Here is a 13,785-nt window from a genome sequence, read left to right as displayed (position 1 = left end):
CGAGACCGCTTGATATGGAACTTTTCTTCCTTCTTCTCCTGGTCGTCCTGATGGCGATTGCGCTTGGGTCGGGTTTCCCCGTCGCCTTCGCGCTCCCCGGATCGGCCATCCTGACCATCGGCATCGCTGCCGGATCGGGCTACCTGTTTGCCGGCGACCCCGGTGCGTATTTCTCTCACGGTGGCCCAAGCCAGTGGCTCAGCGCGGGGGTGACGAACTTCCGTGGCATCTACTGGGAGGCCGAGCGAGATACGCTCATAGCCATTCCGCTGTTCGTCTTCATGGGCATCATGCTTCAACGATCCAAGATCGCTGAAGACCTGCTGGTGACGATGGCACGGCTGTTCGGCCCGGTGCCGGGTGGTCTCGGTATCTCCGTGGTGTTCGTGGGGGCTCTTCTGGCAGCCACCACGGGCATCGTCGGCGCAACCGTTGTCGCCATGGGCCTGATCTCGCTGCCGGCCATGCTGCGCAACAAGTATTCGGTGCCGCTGGCAACGGGAACGATTGCCGCTTCCGGGACACTGGGACAGATCATTCCGCCGTCGATCGTTCTGATCATTCTGGCCGACCAGCTCGCCAGCGCGGTCGATCAGGCCGGTTCGCTGCGCCAGACACTTTACAAGGCGAGCACCGGCGAGCTGTCGATGCCGTCGGACTACTCTGTCGTGTCGACCAGTGCCGGCGAAATGTTCCTGGGTGCCTTCCTGCCGGGTCTTGTCCTGGTTGGCCTCTACATGCTGTTCATTCTGGGCTTCGCGCTGTTGAATCCGAAGTCGGCACCGGCAGTCCATGAAGAAGGCACCTTCACGCGTGCGTTCGCAGGCAAGGTGGTCCTGACCCTGGTGCCGCCGCTGGCCCTGATCTTCCTGGTGCTTGGTTCGATCATTGCCGGTGTCGCTACCGTGAACCAGGCTGGCGCCATCGGTGCCGTCGGTGCGATGGTCATGGCCGGTTATCGCCTTCGTGACGGTAAGCGCGGAGCCTACAGCCCGGCGATCCTGGCTATTTTGGCCTTGCTGGGGCTGGCCGTGGTTGTCAGTTTCTTCGGCTCGGTCAACATCAAGCTGATCCAGACCAGCGACGATGTTCTCGCCCTGGTGCTGGCTATCATCGCTGTTTCGCTGCTGCTGATCGCGGTCCTTTGGTCCGGTTGGCGTACGCTGAAGTTCGAAGACACCATGCGCGGAGTGATGGTGGAAACCGCCAAGACCACCGCGCTTGTGTTCATCATTCTTCTCGGCGCTGCCATGCTGACTTCTGCCTTCCGTGCCTTCGGCGGGGAAGAGCTGGTCAAGAACTTCCTGCAAGGACTGCCGGGCGGGTTCTGGGCTCAGTTCCTGATCGTGATGCTCGTGATCTTCATCCTCGGCTTCTTCCTCGATTTCATCGAGATCGCCGTCGTGGTGGTGCCGATCGTTGCACCGATCCTGCTTGCCGATCCTGAAGCAAACGTCACCGCCGTGTGGCTTGGCGTGATGATCGGTCTCAACATCCAGACCTCGTTCCTGACACCGCCCTTCGGCTTCGCGCTGTTCTATCTGCGCGGCGTCGCACCGGCCGTGGTCAAGACGCTGGACATGTACAAGGGCGTGGTTGCGTTCATCTGCCTGCAGTTGCTGGCACTCGGCATCGTCGGGCTCTATCCGCAGCTTGTGAACTATCTGCCGAACCGCTCGTCGCTGCTGTCCGAGACAGCTCCTCCGCCAAAGAACCCGCGTCTGCAGTACTGCATGGAGACCCTCATCTACGAGGACTTCCAGCAGAACGGCGACAAGATCCTGTCGGCAATCCAGTCGGTCGAATCCATCGACATGAGCTATCTGCCGGAAGATCTGCGCGATGATGTCATGGACGGTCTGGAAAAGGCGAAGGAAGCCATGCCGCAGATGGAAGCGATCCATCAGGCTGAAGCTGAAGTAGCAGCAGCGGCAGGGGCCTACAAGCCGGTGCACACACAGGTTCGTGCCATCGAACGCGATGCCCGCCGTCTTGATGACCGGATCGCCGACCTTCAGGTCATCGTTGACCGGTCGGGAGAAACCGGCATCTACACGGCTGCACAAGGTGAACGTGCTCAGGCTCGCATCGACGAGCTGAAAGCCCGGCATGAAGCCCTGATGGCTCAGATCCCGTCCGATTGGCAGGATACCTATACAACCTTCGCCAAGATCCAGAAGGCAGAGGATGTAGCCCGGATGACCTATCGTCGGACTGTCGATCAGGCTTACGAGCCGATCGCGGAGCTGAAGGCGATCCTCAACGGTGCTGATCTTGTCGCAAGCTTCAAACCGGAACTCGAAGCCCTGAAGGCCGAAGTGCCGACGCTTGAGCCGGAAGCGGCCGAAGAAGCGATTTCGGCCATGCGTTCACGGGTTGGAGATGCGGAAGGCACGAGCGATATCCGCGATGGCCTGAACGAAGCCCGCAAGATCATGCGCAGCCGTCAGCCGAACGCAGAAGAAGCTGTTGCTGAAATCGACAAGTCGATTGCCGCTCTGGATGCGGATCTTGCCTGGCGCCGTAAAGGGGCCGAGGAAATCCTGCCGCAGCTGGAAACCTTCGATGACACCGTGGCAGCCAATATCGGTGTGAGAGCCCAGAACCGTTTGCCAACGGATATGGCTCTGGACGTTGCCGGATGTCTGTCCGGGCATCGGGATATCTCCCTGAGCTTCTGATCTTCAGAAGCTTTCCAAGATGCAAAAAGGGCTGTCCCGGTGGACAGCCCTTTTTCATTGTCTGATTGGTCTTGTGGAAGTCAGGCGAAGCGCTGCCAGGCGGACGCGAAAATACCGGCGGCTTCGGGCGCTTCAACAATTCGGCCATGACACATGACGATCCGTTTCACGGGCCAGCTGCCAACGGCTTCCTGAAAGGGGACGATGCCGGATTTGTCGCGGATCGCGTAGCGGTGATAGAAGGCCACTCCCGGCGCGCCGTAGCAACCGATTGCCCTGAAGAACAGTTTTTCGGTGAAATTGTGTTCCGGTTGATAGTTATAGAGCAGGTCAGCCGTTACCAGTGTACCCGAACGCCGGTGAAAGAGAACCGTTTCGTACAAGTCATGCCCGCTCAGTGTCGCTTGCTCGATTTCTCCATCAGCCACGACTGTTTTGTCAGTGACAATTTCCGAGTTCGCGATCTTGCCGATCTTCCGTTCAAGCCCTTTGGGAACAAGTACACGGGCATTGGGAAAATGGTTCTGTGCGGCGCGCAAATACATGTGATGGAAAAGGTTCGGCGCAAAGAGCACCGCGATCTCGCCCAGGCTGCGGAGGGCGTTCCTGACATCCTTGTCCAGTGCCACCGGTGAGTGGAGCACCAGTCCGGCGGCGGTTTCCAGAACGGTCATGCGAAGGCTGCCCTTGCAGCCGAGCCTGGTAAAGGTGGTATCGAGCGTCCAGAGCCCTTCGTCGAGTTTTCGGAGTTCCTGTGCGGAGTAGCTCATGACCACTTCACATCACAGGCCAGCATGTAGCCGGAACCGTAGATGGTGCGAATGTGGGCGGGCTCGTTCTTGCGGTTGAGCTTCTTGCGGATGCGCGAAATACGCACGTCGATGGACCTGTCGAGGCTCTCGTCACGGCCGCCATGTTCAAGCAGGTAGTCTCGCGACAGCACGCGCTTGGGGGCTCTCAGCAGAGCTTCCAACAATGTGGCCTCTCCGGTGGATAGAAAAGTTTCCTCGCCTTCCGGAGAGGTCAGGCAATGGGAAGCGGGTTGGTAGGTCCAGCCTTCGAACCGGGCGCAGTCGACACTGGCCTTCACCGGTGCCTGGTCGGACGAGCGACGCAGAATGGAGCGGATGCGCGCAACCACTTCGCGCGGGTCAAACGGTTTGACCACGTAATCATCCGCGCCAAGTTCCAGCCCCATGACACGATCGGTGGAATGTCCGCGCGCCGACAGAACGATGATCGGCACTGATGACCGGCGTCTGATCTCGTTGATGAGCGCCATGCCCTCCATATCAGGCAGGCCGAGATCGACGATGCAGGCATCCGGTGTTTCCAGGCCGAGTGCGATCAGCATCTGTGAGGCCGTGGAAAAGACCTTGCCTTCCATCTCGAACTGGAGAAGGGCATCCAGCAGCAAGTTGCCGATTTCCGGTTCGTCGTCGACGATGAAAACCGTGCGTTTGGTTGCCTGGAGGGAGCGTGTCTGCAAGGCGCGTTCCTGTGTCCTAGATCAAGGGTTACTGATTTCGATCCGTCTGTGGGATCGTTTGAGCGGAAAAGCCTGGCAACTGAGACCGGCAAGTTGGATAGCGGCGCAGGACCGGAACTGATGGGTCAATCGCAATTCTCTTTGCATAACCTTCAGGCCGGATCTGGTGTGGGGCTGAGAATCTTTTGCAGGGTGTCTGCAAGTTGAGCATCTGCGAAGGGTTTCGCCAAGACCGGAAATTCGCAGGCGCATTCCTGTCCTGCGAGGTCGGACCAGTCGGCGTAACCGGACATCAGTGCAATGCCCAGATCTTGACGCTTCTGCTGGATCTCGCGCGCGAGCGCCAGCCCATTGATCTGCCCCGGCATGATGATGTCACTCAGCACTCCCCGCAATTCGGGTAGGTCCAGCGCCAGGCTTCGGGCGTCTTCCGCGTTTTCGGCTCTCAGCACCGCGTATCCGAGGTTCTGCAACTGGTCCGTCACCGTGTTGGCAACATCCGGGTCATCCTCCACCAGAAGCAGAAGTTCACCCTGACCCGGTTTCAAGGGGAGCGTTTCGCCCTCGTCCGTGTCCCGGCCAGTGGTTGGCGTGATACGCTTATAGGGCAGATAAAGGGTCAGATAGGTGCCGACGCCCAGGGCGCTGGAGATGTGGATCGCGCCGCCTGACTGGCGAATGAAGCCATAGACCATGGACAGGCCGAGCCCGCTGCCCGTGCCGAAGTTCTTGGTGGTGAAAAAAGGTTCGAAGACACGCAGTTGCGTGTCCGGATCCATGCCGCCACCAGTGTCGCCTACGGTAATACGCGCAAACCTGCCGGATGGAATGCCCAGGTCTTCGGCTTCGCGGGTGTCCAACTCGCATGCATCCAAAGTGATGGTCAGCGTGCCGCCTTCCGGCATCGCATCGCGTGCGTTGAAGGCCAGGTTGATCAGCGCTGTTTCCATCTGCGTCGGGTCGATGCAGGCGCCGATTTCCTTGTCCTGAGCGGTAATCGTCACGTCGACCGAAGGCGGCAGGGAGCCTTCCAGCAACCGGCCGGCACTTGCTATAACCTTGGCAAGCGACACATTCTGGGGATCGATCGCCTTGCCACGGCTGAAGGCAAGCAGGCGCTGGATCAGATCCGAGCCGCGCTTGGTGGCTTCGAGCATCGGTGACAGCTTGCTGTCGAGGGTTTCCCGGTCGAGCGGCGTTTCCATACGCCCGAGAGACAGAAGATTGCCCATCAGGATCGCAAGCAGGTTGTTGAAGTCGTGGGCGAGCCCGCCGGTGAGTTTGCCGACGGCATCCATGCGCTGGGATTGCACAAGCGCTGCTTCCGCCTGCTTCTGGTCGGTGGCATCGAGCGACAGCACAAATATGCCCAGGGTCCTGCCGTCCTTGGTCATGTCCGGAATGAGGGTCGAGCGCATGTAGGTGGTACTGCCGTCCGAACGATTGCGCTGATATTCGTAGCTGACGGCATTGCCTTCAAAGGAGCGGTTGATATGGGGCTCCAGCTCCTTGAACAGCTCCTCGCCAACAACTTCCGGTGCCGGCCGTCCCGCGATCGAGGCAACCGAGTGGCCGAACCAGTCGGCGTAGCGGCGGTTGGCGAAGCGGAAGACGGGGCCGGGAGACAGATAGGCAATCAGGGCAGGGATGTTGTCCGTCACCAGGCGGAGCCAGTCTTCCGACTGCTGCAGTGCCCGTGTGCGCTCTTCCACCGTTCGTTCCAGCTTTTCCTGCCGGCGGCGATCCTCGGTGACGTCCGAATAGGTTGTGACGAACCCGCCCTTCGGCAGTGGGGTGCCTGAAACGGCGATCACCTGGCCATTTGGACGGATGCGTTCGAAATAATGCGGTTCGAACAGCTTGGCCCGTTCCAGCCGGCGCTGGATCTTGCCTTCGATATCGCCGGGCCCATATTCGCCGCGCTCGGCGTTGACACGCAGGAACGCTTCCAGATGTGTGCCACGACGAGCCAGTTCCTGAGGAAAATCAAGCATTTCCCAAAGGCCACGATTCCACGCGACAAGTCTGAGATCGGCGTCGAAGGCCGAAAAGCCCTGATTGATGTGGTCAAGCGCGGCCTGCATCAGATCGAGCTGCGTCTTGAGCTGTTGTGTCTCCTCCATGGGGGGAGAGTAAGCCCGAAAAGCAGGTTTGACCATTCATCCGAGAAGAGAATGGCAGTCCTTGCCGACAAGACCCGACGGGGGTCACGTGCAGGCCGAAAAACTTCGCCTTTCATGATATGCTGGCCAAGTATTTTTGACTTTGTTTTTCCTGCGATGGAGGGATCCATGCAATTAAAGAAACTTGACCCGAGGCTGCGCCGGTATGCGGCCGAGGCAGAACTGAAATCATTTGACGACGAAACCGCCCTCGACACCTTTCCGTCCGCTCCCGCGTCCCTGGAGAGCACTTCTGCCGGGTCGCCGCCGCTTGGGGAGGTCCGGCGCGTTCTGGTCGAACTGCAGGCCGATCAACCTCCTGCGGCCTTTGCAGACTTTCATTGGGTACATGTGGCCGGGAAGATCTATTCCGTCTCGCTTCCGATGAACAGGCTGGTGGAGCTGCATGCGCATCCGTCGGTGGAAACCGTCGAAGCCGGACGGCGCTGGTTTCCGATGCTCGAAACCTCCCTTGCCGAAACCAGGGCGAACACGGTCCATCAGGGCAGCACCGGCGTTCCGGGCCGCACAGGGGCCGGTGTTCTGGTGGGCATCATCGATTACGGAATGGATTTCACGCTCGACGATTTCCGCAAGGCGGACGGCACCACAAGGCTGGCCTTTCTTTGGGACCAGCGCCTCGACGCCCGTCCGGGCGAGAGCGCGCCGGATGATTTCGCCTATGGCGTGGAATATGGGGCCGAGCAGATTGACCAGGCGCTGAATGCGTCTGATCCGTTCAGTGTTGTCCGGCACAGGCCGGATCCGGCGTCGCACGGCACACATGTTGCAGGAATCGCGGCAGGCAATGGCAGATCGCACGATTCCGACTTCGCAGAAGGAGCGCATCTTGGAGCAGCGCCCGAAGCCACGCTGATTTTTGTTCAGCCGGATACGCGCGACGGGTCCGGCACATTTACCGATTCCAGCCATGTGGTCGATGCAGTTGCCTACATCATGAACAAGGCGGATGCGCTCGACATGCCCTGTGTCATCAACATGAGCCTCGGGCAGAATGGCGGTAGCCATGATGGGGAGAGCCTTGTCGAAAGGGCGATCGACCGTCTGCTGGAGCCTCTGGGGCGGGCGTTCGTGAGCGCGGCGGGAAATGAACATGTCTGGCATGGGCATGCCGCCGGAAACATCAAGACGGGCGAAAGTCGGGAACTGCGCTGGAAAACGGGTGGTGGCATGCCTTTGCCCGATGGCACCATCACCCAGACAGGAACGGACAGGACGTCGAGCGAGCTGGAGATCTGGTATTCGAGTGTCGACAGGTTTGCCGTGACACTGACAGCACCGGATGGAACACAGTACGGACCGGTGACCCCTGGGAAATCCCTGCTTCAGGACGAGGTCTTTATCGATTCGGAGCGCTTTTCGAGCTTGAACGGACAAGCGCGGATCTACATGCAACTGGAAGCACCATTCGGGCTCGGGATGCTGAGGTCCGGTGTCTGGACCTTGAAACTGGAGGCACTGGAAGGAGAAAACGGCCGTTTCGACGCCTGGATCGAGCGTGATCTGCGTGACCGGGACAACAATTATGCCGATCAGTCTTTCTTCCAGGGAGGCGATTTCGACCCTGTCCGCACGCTCGGCACTCCGGCAACAACACGCAGGGCAATTGCGGTTGCCAATTACAGCCACTATTCACTTTCGCCGGCAGCTTCCTCCAGCCGCGGGCCCACACGCGACAATCGGAACAAGCCAGAGGTTGCCGCCCCTGGAACAAATATTGTTGCGTCCTGCGCGCAAGGCGGGCGGAACAACGGCAACGGCGGGGTCCACCCGATGCGTGTGCTGAAATCCGGCACCAGCATGGCTGCCCCGCATGTTGCCGGTATCGTTGCCCTGCTGTTTCAGGAAGCGCGCTCCTTGTCGGCGCCCCAGATCGCAAACATCCTGATGGCGACGTCGGACAATCCGGACGGCATACCGGGGTTCGATGTTGCCTGGGGCTTTGGCCGGGTGAACGCGGCGCGTGCCCTGCGGCTGCTGCGCGATCCCGATCAGCCCGGACGCACCGATGCGGTGATTTGAGCTTTTTGATGTGAAAAACAGGATGCGGCGTCGTTAGCGCCGCATCGCTCCGCCGACCTGGATATAGGTGACAGCGGTATCCTCAGCGAGCGAGTTGAGGTTTTCTGCGGTGACGAGCAATGTCATCAGGTGGCTTTGAGGGCTCCAGGACAACAATTCAGGAGCGCCCGCGCTGGTGGTGCGCATAGCCAGGTCGTCCGGGGTCTTGCCCGGTGCAAGTTCGACCATCGCCTTCATTTGCGCCGAGGGATCGTTTCTCATGATCGCCTTGCGCGCCTGCGGGCTGAGTTTCATCTGCCTGAAGTCCATACCTGGAATATAGCACTGCGATGCCGGTCTTCAAAACCGGGTTAGCGTTTCCGATGCCCCAGTTTTGCGGCCTTGGCCATCTCGGCCCGTTTTTGCGCGTAGTTCGGTGCAACCATCGGGTAATCCGCGCTCAGGCCCCATTTGCGACGATACTCGGCGGGGGTCAGGTTGAACTTCGTCTTCAGGTGGCGTGTCAGAAACTTGAATTTCTTGCCGTCCTCGAGACAGACGATGAACTCCGGAGTGACCGAGTGCTTTATTGGCACAGCCGGCACGAGGGGAGCCCTGAATACGGTCGGGGTGTTGTTGGTCGCGGTTTCCAGGGCAACGTGGACATCCAGAATCAACTCGATCAGATCCTGCTGCGGGACCGGGTTGTTCGTCACGTAGTTGGAAACAATTCCCGCGGTGAGCGCCATCAGGTTTGGCGAATCGAAGCTCTCGCCTTCTTCTGGTTCAGCCATGGGAGTTCCTTTTCCGAAATTGGGGACTGGAGAGGGCCGTGGGCGGGGCGGTGCCGGGCGCGCAGGCAAACCGTGCCAAATAGATTTGTTTTACGACTTCGCTTTTCAAGTAGCGATCACGTTTTTATCAAATAAAAAAATGTATGAGGAAATTTCGCCGATTTCGGAAACCGGAGAGTTTTCCATTGGCGCAATCTCAACTGTAGTTCTCAAGAAATACTGGACTAAAAATTCTGGTTGTTCCAAAAACCGCTGAAATCTGCAGGAAAAATAGACAAAATCGAAAATGCGATTTCTTCTCTATAGAAAAACTTGCTTTTCAAACCTGTAAACTGAACAGTGTAGTCATGAAGTTCGTATCTGCAGCAAAAGCAAATGTAAGAAAAACAGCATAAATAAACACAAAGTATTTAAAGTAGTGCAAGGGCGGGGGATATGGGGATGCGGTTTCGGGAGTTCAAGGGCAAAAATGAAAAAGTGAAAAATTGTAAAAAATGATGGATTATCAATGTGTTGCAAAAATATGACTCCAAATGCCAATGTGCGCCAGAGAAAAATTCTGGCTTGAATTCCGGCGTCGGAACTGGCTTTTTGATGCGGAGACGGCCAACGGGGTGCAAGTAAACGCTTGTTGTTGGTAGTCTAAAGGTTAGTTTGAAGGGGTCGCGTTAAAGTATTCGAATCCGTTCCTTCAGCCTTCCGACTGAATTTGAAACTGGAGTAATGTAATGAAACTCAAGAGTTTGATGCTCGGCGCGGCCGCAGCTGCTGCTGCAACCACTGCCCAGGCGGCTGACCTTCCGGTCGCTCCGGAGCCGGTCGACTATGTTCGCGTTTGTGATGCATACGGCGCGCGCTTCTACTACATCCCGGGCACCGAAACCTGCCTCCGCGTTGGCGGCCGTGTTCGTACCCAGGTTGTCGTCAACAACGTTCTGGAAGACGGTGCCTTCAGTGACCGTGACTCCGACGGCTACTCCTGGCTGTCTCGCGGCTACCTGTACCTGGACGCTCGCACGGCTACCGAATTCGGTACCCTGCGCACCTACGTGTCCATCTACTCCACCGTGACCAACGGCGAAAACAGCACCACGCTGGAAAACGCCTACATCCAGTGGGGCGGTCTGACAGCTGGTCGTCTGACCTCGAACTTCGACATCTTCACCGGTCAGGCCTTTGTCGGTGTCGTGGATCGTGACTGGTCCGACGTAACGTCCAACCAGATTGCCTACACCGCTGCTTTCGGCAACGGCTTCTCCGCGACCATCGCTCTGGAAGACCGTTCCGATCGTGAATATGGTGATTACGGCGGGACCCGTGCTCCGGACTTCGTTGCCGCTCTCGGCGTTTCCCAGGGCTGGGGTTCTGCACAGCTGTCCGGTGCTCTGCACCAGGTTTACCCGGATGCAGCTGCCAACCGCACCAACAATGGTGGTGAAGACTCCCTGGGTTGGGCAGTCGGTGGTGGTGCTGCCATCAACCTGCCGATGCTCAACTCCGGTTCGAACATCTTCTTCCAGGGCTTCTACGCTGATGGCGCACTGTCCTACATCACCACGTATGACGGCGTAGCCGACTACAACGGCGGCGACACCTCCACCGGTTACTCGCTGTCTGCTGGTGCCTATATCCAGGCAACTTCCACGATCGGCCTCGCGCTTGACGGTTCCTATGCCGACATCGACGCCGCAACTGGCCTGAACGACGTAACCCGTTACGCAATCGACGGTTCGGTTCAGTGGGAGCCGGTCTCCGGCTTCGTCATGGGTGCAGACGTTGGTTATGCAAACACCGACATCGACACCCAGGGTGACCAGGACGAACTCCTCTTCGGTGTTCGTATGCAGCGCACCTTCTAATCTTACGGTTAGACTCTGACTGACTAAAAATGACCTCCAGTCAGTCAATCGGCCCGGCAGACTCCAAACTGCCGGGCCTCCCCCGTTTTAGAGCACCCGCAGTCGCCGAGAGGAAAAGCGCCGTGTCTGCTGTGCTGTGGTTTCCGCGGCAACACCGAACCGGTGCGACTGAAAATTCTTTGCCTCTCCAATTGAAAAGACGTGCGACGCCAGAATGTTCTCGGCTAACATTCGCGGAATGCCAAAGTCTGAATACAAAAAGAAAAATCCGACGGTTCAGGACGTCGCCCGCGCCGCCAATGTGTCGACGGCAACTGTCAGCCGCGTGTTGACGACACCCGACAGGGTATCCGCGGAAACCCGGCGCCGTGTGTCGGAAGCGGTCGAAAAGACCGGCTACGTCCTCAATCATGCCGCGCGCAATCTTCGCCGCCGGGACACGGGAACAATCGTTGCGCTCGTTCCGGACATCGGCAATTCCCACTTTTCGAACATTCTCCAGGGCATTGAAACGGTCTGCGCGGAAAGACAGCTGAAAGTGCTGATTGCCGACACGCGCAAGCCGTCCATGTCGCATTCGAGCCTGAGTGACTATTTCAGCAAGAACAACTGCGACGGGATCGTTATCCTGGACGGGCATTTCTCGATTTCCCGAATCAGATCTTCCAATCCCAAGTCCCCGCCCATCGTGCTTGCCGGCGAGTGGAGCGACGATCCGGCGGTGCCAATTGCCGTTGTCGACAATCTGATGGGGGCGGATCTGGCAGTGTCGCACCTCCTTGAACTGAAGCACTCCAATATCGGCCACGTAACGGGCCTCCTGTCGCACAAGCCGGGACGGGACCGGCTCGACGGATTCCGGGCCACCTTGGGCGGTGCGGGTCTCGATCCGGCCAGTGCCTGGATCTTCGAGGGGGACTACACGCTGGAAGCCGGCGTCAGGGCCGCAAAGGCCTGGCTGGACCTGCCGAACCGGCCGACCGCCGTCTTCTGTGCCAGCGACCGGTCTGCCTTCGGCTTCATCTCATTCCTGAGTGAAGCCGGTATCCGTGTGCCGCAAGATGTTTCAGTTGTCGGGTTTGATGACATCGACATTGCCGGCCATTTCGTGCCGCCTCTGACAACAATCCATCAGCCTCGCCGGGCAGTTGGCGAGCAGGCTGCGAAACTGTTGCTCAACCTGCTGGGTGGTGCAAAGCCGGACAACGGCAGCGTTCAACTGGAGCCCTGGCTAGTGGTTCGCAAGAGTGCCGTGCCGCTTTAGTGACGGAAAGCCCTTCAGTTCCTGGTGCTTTCAAGCAAGTCGTCCAGACACATGCGTGGCCGCCTGAAATGTTGGTGAGCAGGTTGATGGCACTCGATCAGGTCAAAATAGATTTAGGTATAAATGCCGAGGCTCTGAGTCTTGATGAGATTTGGTTGCAATTAATTAGCAGTGCTATCATTGCGATTATCTTTCATTGGAAAGTATTTCTTTATTCTAAAAGTAAAAAGGTGACGTCGATCACGGATATTACGTGAGAGATAGTGGATAGTTGTTGGTGAAATCTAACTCAGTCAATCAATCCAATGATGGTGGGTAAGAAGAAAACATGCCGACGACCGTTACACTTACTCTGGATCAGCAACGCGATCACATCGCCAGGCGCGCTGTCATGTACCGGGACAACGCCAGATACATCAAGGACGGTGACCTCAAGGCCTACCAACTCTGGTTTTCCGGCTCGAGGTTCTGCGAGACCACCATTATCACTGCCGTTTTGACCGCTGTGTCGGCAGGGTTGGCGACGCATCTGGGTGGTGTGGTGGCCGGAACTGCAGGGGCTGCCGAAGCGACAACAACGGTTGCCGCGACGACGCGAATGGGAGTGCTGCTTCAGAACGGTCAAAGAGCGTTGCAGCTTGGGTCAAGGGCTCTTGCCGCGCCGGCTGGCTGGGCAGGATATCTGACCACGGGCACTGCTTATGAGGCCTATGTGACTGCAGGCATGTGCCGGTTCATGGCAGGATTTTCCGTCTCGGCCGCAAAGATGGTTCTTGATTCCATCTGCAATGGCCAGACGCCGCCAATGAAAGACCTGGCGATGGAGGTGTTTCTCCTGGCAGCGTTTTCCGCGCTTGGTGCGCCGGGCAACAATGTCGAAGGCAGCCTGTCGAAGAGCATATTCCAGACAACCACAAGACCTGGAATGTTTCTCGCTGCCCCTTCCGCCGGATATACCTTTCTGAGCGCTCAAACCGTTACTGCGATTACCAAGATAATCATGAAAGACACCAAAGCCTGCAGCAAAAAAGACCTTTATGAAAAGGCCTTGAAGGAACTTGCGGCAAAAGGGGCGAATGTGGAGGGGCTCATGGCCCTTTCCATCGACAAACTCGCAAGTGACATGATTTCCAACTTCCTGGCCACGGAAAGCCTGATCCGGAAGGAGATCAACAACAAGAGCTTCAAGCATCTTGTGCCGACATCTTTCAGGATGTTCGATATGAGAGGAAATACCCAAGCCTTCGACGACACCATGAAGAACTATGTCATCTCCGAGACGCTTCATGAGTTTTGGCTGGATGTCGGTATTGCGATCACCGATCTGCAGAATTGTCAGACCGAAATAAACCAGAAGGCTTCTGCCGCACAGGGTGCTGCAGGGGCCGGCGCTACGGCACGACCAGCCGGCAACGGTGCACGTCCTCACGGGCACGCAACCCGGTAGGTCAAGGTTGTGTTCGGCCGATGGTTTTGCGCCTGATCCACCCGTCTTTCCGATGCAGGCCTGTTCG

10 protein-coding genes are annotated in these 13,785 nt (G+C 58.0%); 5 read left to right on the top strand and 5 right to left on the bottom strand.

The features are described 5' to 3' along the window. Window positions 1–14 precede the first annotated feature (14 nt). Entirely contained in the window at window positions 15–2,681 is a 2,667-nt protein-coding gene (locus HCG46_RS07600) for a TRAP transporter large permease subunit (protein ID WP_023003615.1), read from the top strand. 80 nt (window positions 2,682–2,761) lie between these two features. Here the strand turns inward: HCG46_RS07600 and HCG46_RS07595 are convergent, their stop codons facing one another. From HCG46_RS07595 to HCG46_RS07585, 3 genes are all read right to left on the bottom strand, one after another. Then, window positions 2,762–3,451, bottom strand: a complete 690-nt coding sequence (locus tag HCG46_RS07595; protein ID WP_168685425.1) for a hypothetical protein — start codon at window positions 3,449–3,451, stop codon at window positions 2,762–2,764. Next, complete coding sequence (locus HCG46_RS07590) at window positions 3,448–4,170, bottom strand: response regulator transcription factor (protein WP_023003610.1); 723 nt, start codon at window positions 4,168–4,170, stop codon at window positions 3,448–3,450. Before HCG46_RS07590 ends, HCG46_RS07595 begins: the two co-directional genes overlap by 4 nt. A 152-nt stretch (window positions 4,171–4,322) precedes the next feature. Then, on the bottom strand, window positions 4,323–6,293 hold the full coding sequence (locus HCG46_RS07585) for a PAS-domain containing protein (protein WP_168685423.1): 1,971 nt from the start codon (window positions 6,291–6,293) through the stop codon (window positions 4,323–4,325). Between the two features lie 168 nt (window positions 6,294–6,461). Here HCG46_RS07585 and HCG46_RS07580 point away from each other — a divergent pair, with 168 nt between their 5' ends. After that, window positions 6,462–8,375: a S8 family peptidase gene (locus HCG46_RS07580; RefSeq protein WP_209009352.1), complete on the top strand. Its 1,914-nt coding sequence runs from the start codon at window positions 6,462–6,464 to the stop codon at window positions 8,373–8,375. A 33-nt stretch (window positions 8,376–8,408) separates the two neighbouring features. Here HCG46_RS07580 and HCG46_RS07575 read toward each other — a convergent pair whose 3' ends face one another. Both HCG46_RS07575 and HCG46_RS07570 read right to left on the bottom strand, forming a co-directional pair. Then, window positions 8,409–8,669 carry a hypothetical protein gene (locus HCG46_RS07575; protein WP_145903914.1) on the bottom strand — a complete coding sequence of 87 codons (261 nt, stop codon included), beginning with the start codon at window positions 8,667–8,669 and terminating at the stop codon, window positions 8,409–8,411. 56 nt (window positions 8,670–8,725) lie between these two features. After that, window positions 8,726–9,148: a MucR family transcriptional regulator gene (locus HCG46_RS07570; protein ID WP_023003602.1), complete on the bottom strand. Its 423-nt coding sequence runs from the start codon at window positions 9,146–9,148 to the stop codon at window positions 8,726–8,728. Between the two features lie 728 nt (window positions 9,149–9,876). Here HCG46_RS07570 and HCG46_RS07565 point away from each other — a divergent pair. The 3 genes from HCG46_RS07565 to HCG46_RS07555 all read left to right on the top strand — a co-directional run bounded on the left by HCG46_RS07565 (window position 9,877) and on the right by HCG46_RS07555 (window position 13,718). After that, window positions 9,877–11,007: a porin gene (locus HCG46_RS07565; protein ID WP_077291730.1), complete on the top strand. Its 1,131-nt coding sequence runs from the start codon at window positions 9,877–9,879 to the stop codon at window positions 11,005–11,007. 238 nt (window positions 11,008–11,245) lie between these two features. Beyond that, window positions 11,246–12,271, top strand: coding sequence for a LacI family DNA-binding transcriptional regulator (locus tag HCG46_RS07560; protein ID WP_168685419.1), 1,026 nt, complete (start codon window positions 11,246–11,248; stop codon window positions 12,269–12,271). Between the two features lie 328 nt (window positions 12,272–12,599). After that, window positions 12,600–13,718, top strand: coding sequence for a hypothetical protein (locus HCG46_RS07555; RefSeq protein WP_168685416.1), 1,119 nt, complete (start codon window positions 12,600–12,602; stop codon window positions 13,716–13,718). Window positions 13,719–13,785: the final 67 nt, after the last annotated feature.

The sequence above is a fragment of the Labrenzia sp. PO1 genome (assembly GCF_012273635.1).
Taxonomy (GTDB): domain Bacteria; phylum Pseudomonadota; class Alphaproteobacteria; order Rhizobiales; family Stappiaceae; genus Roseibium; species Roseibium algicola.
Note: the sequence above shows the minus strand (reverse complement) of the source record. Positions and strands in the feature narration are given on the sequence as shown.

Bases quoted from the DNA above. Each gene is read 5' to 3' on its own strand.
- HCG46_RS07600 (WP_023003615.1), top strand. From the start codon at position 15: ATGGAACTTTTCTTCCTTCTTCTCCTGGTCGTCCTGATGGCGATTGCG.
- HCG46_RS07595 (WP_168685425.1), bottom strand. From the start codon at position 3,451: ATGAGCTACTCCGCACAGGAACTCCGAAAACTCGACGAAGGGCTCTGG.
- HCG46_RS07585 (WP_168685423.1), bottom strand. From the start codon at position 6,293: ATGGAGGAGACACAACAGCTCAAGACGCAGCTCGATCTGATGCAGGCC.
- HCG46_RS07580 (WP_209009352.1), top strand. From the start codon at position 6,462: ATGCAATTAAAGAAACTTGACCCGAGGCTGCGCCGGTATGCGGCCGAG.
- HCG46_RS07575 (WP_145903914.1), bottom strand. From the start codon at position 8,669: ATGAAACTCAGCCCGCAGGCGCGCAAGGCGATCATGAGAAACGATCCC.
- HCG46_RS07570 (WP_023003602.1), bottom strand. From the start codon at position 9,148: ATGGCTGAACCAGAAGAAGGCGAGAGCTTCGATTCGCCAAACCTGATG.
- HCG46_RS07565 (WP_077291730.1), top strand. From the start codon at position 9,877: ATGAAACTCAAGAGTTTGATGCTCGGCGCGGCCGCAGCTGCTGCTGCA.
- HCG46_RS07560 (WP_168685419.1), top strand. From the start codon at position 11,246: ATGCCAAAGTCTGAATACAAAAAGAAAAATCCGACGGTTCAGGACGTC.
- HCG46_RS07555 (WP_168685416.1), top strand. From the start codon at position 12,600: ATGCCGACGACCGTTACACTTACTCTGGATCAGCAACGCGATCACATC.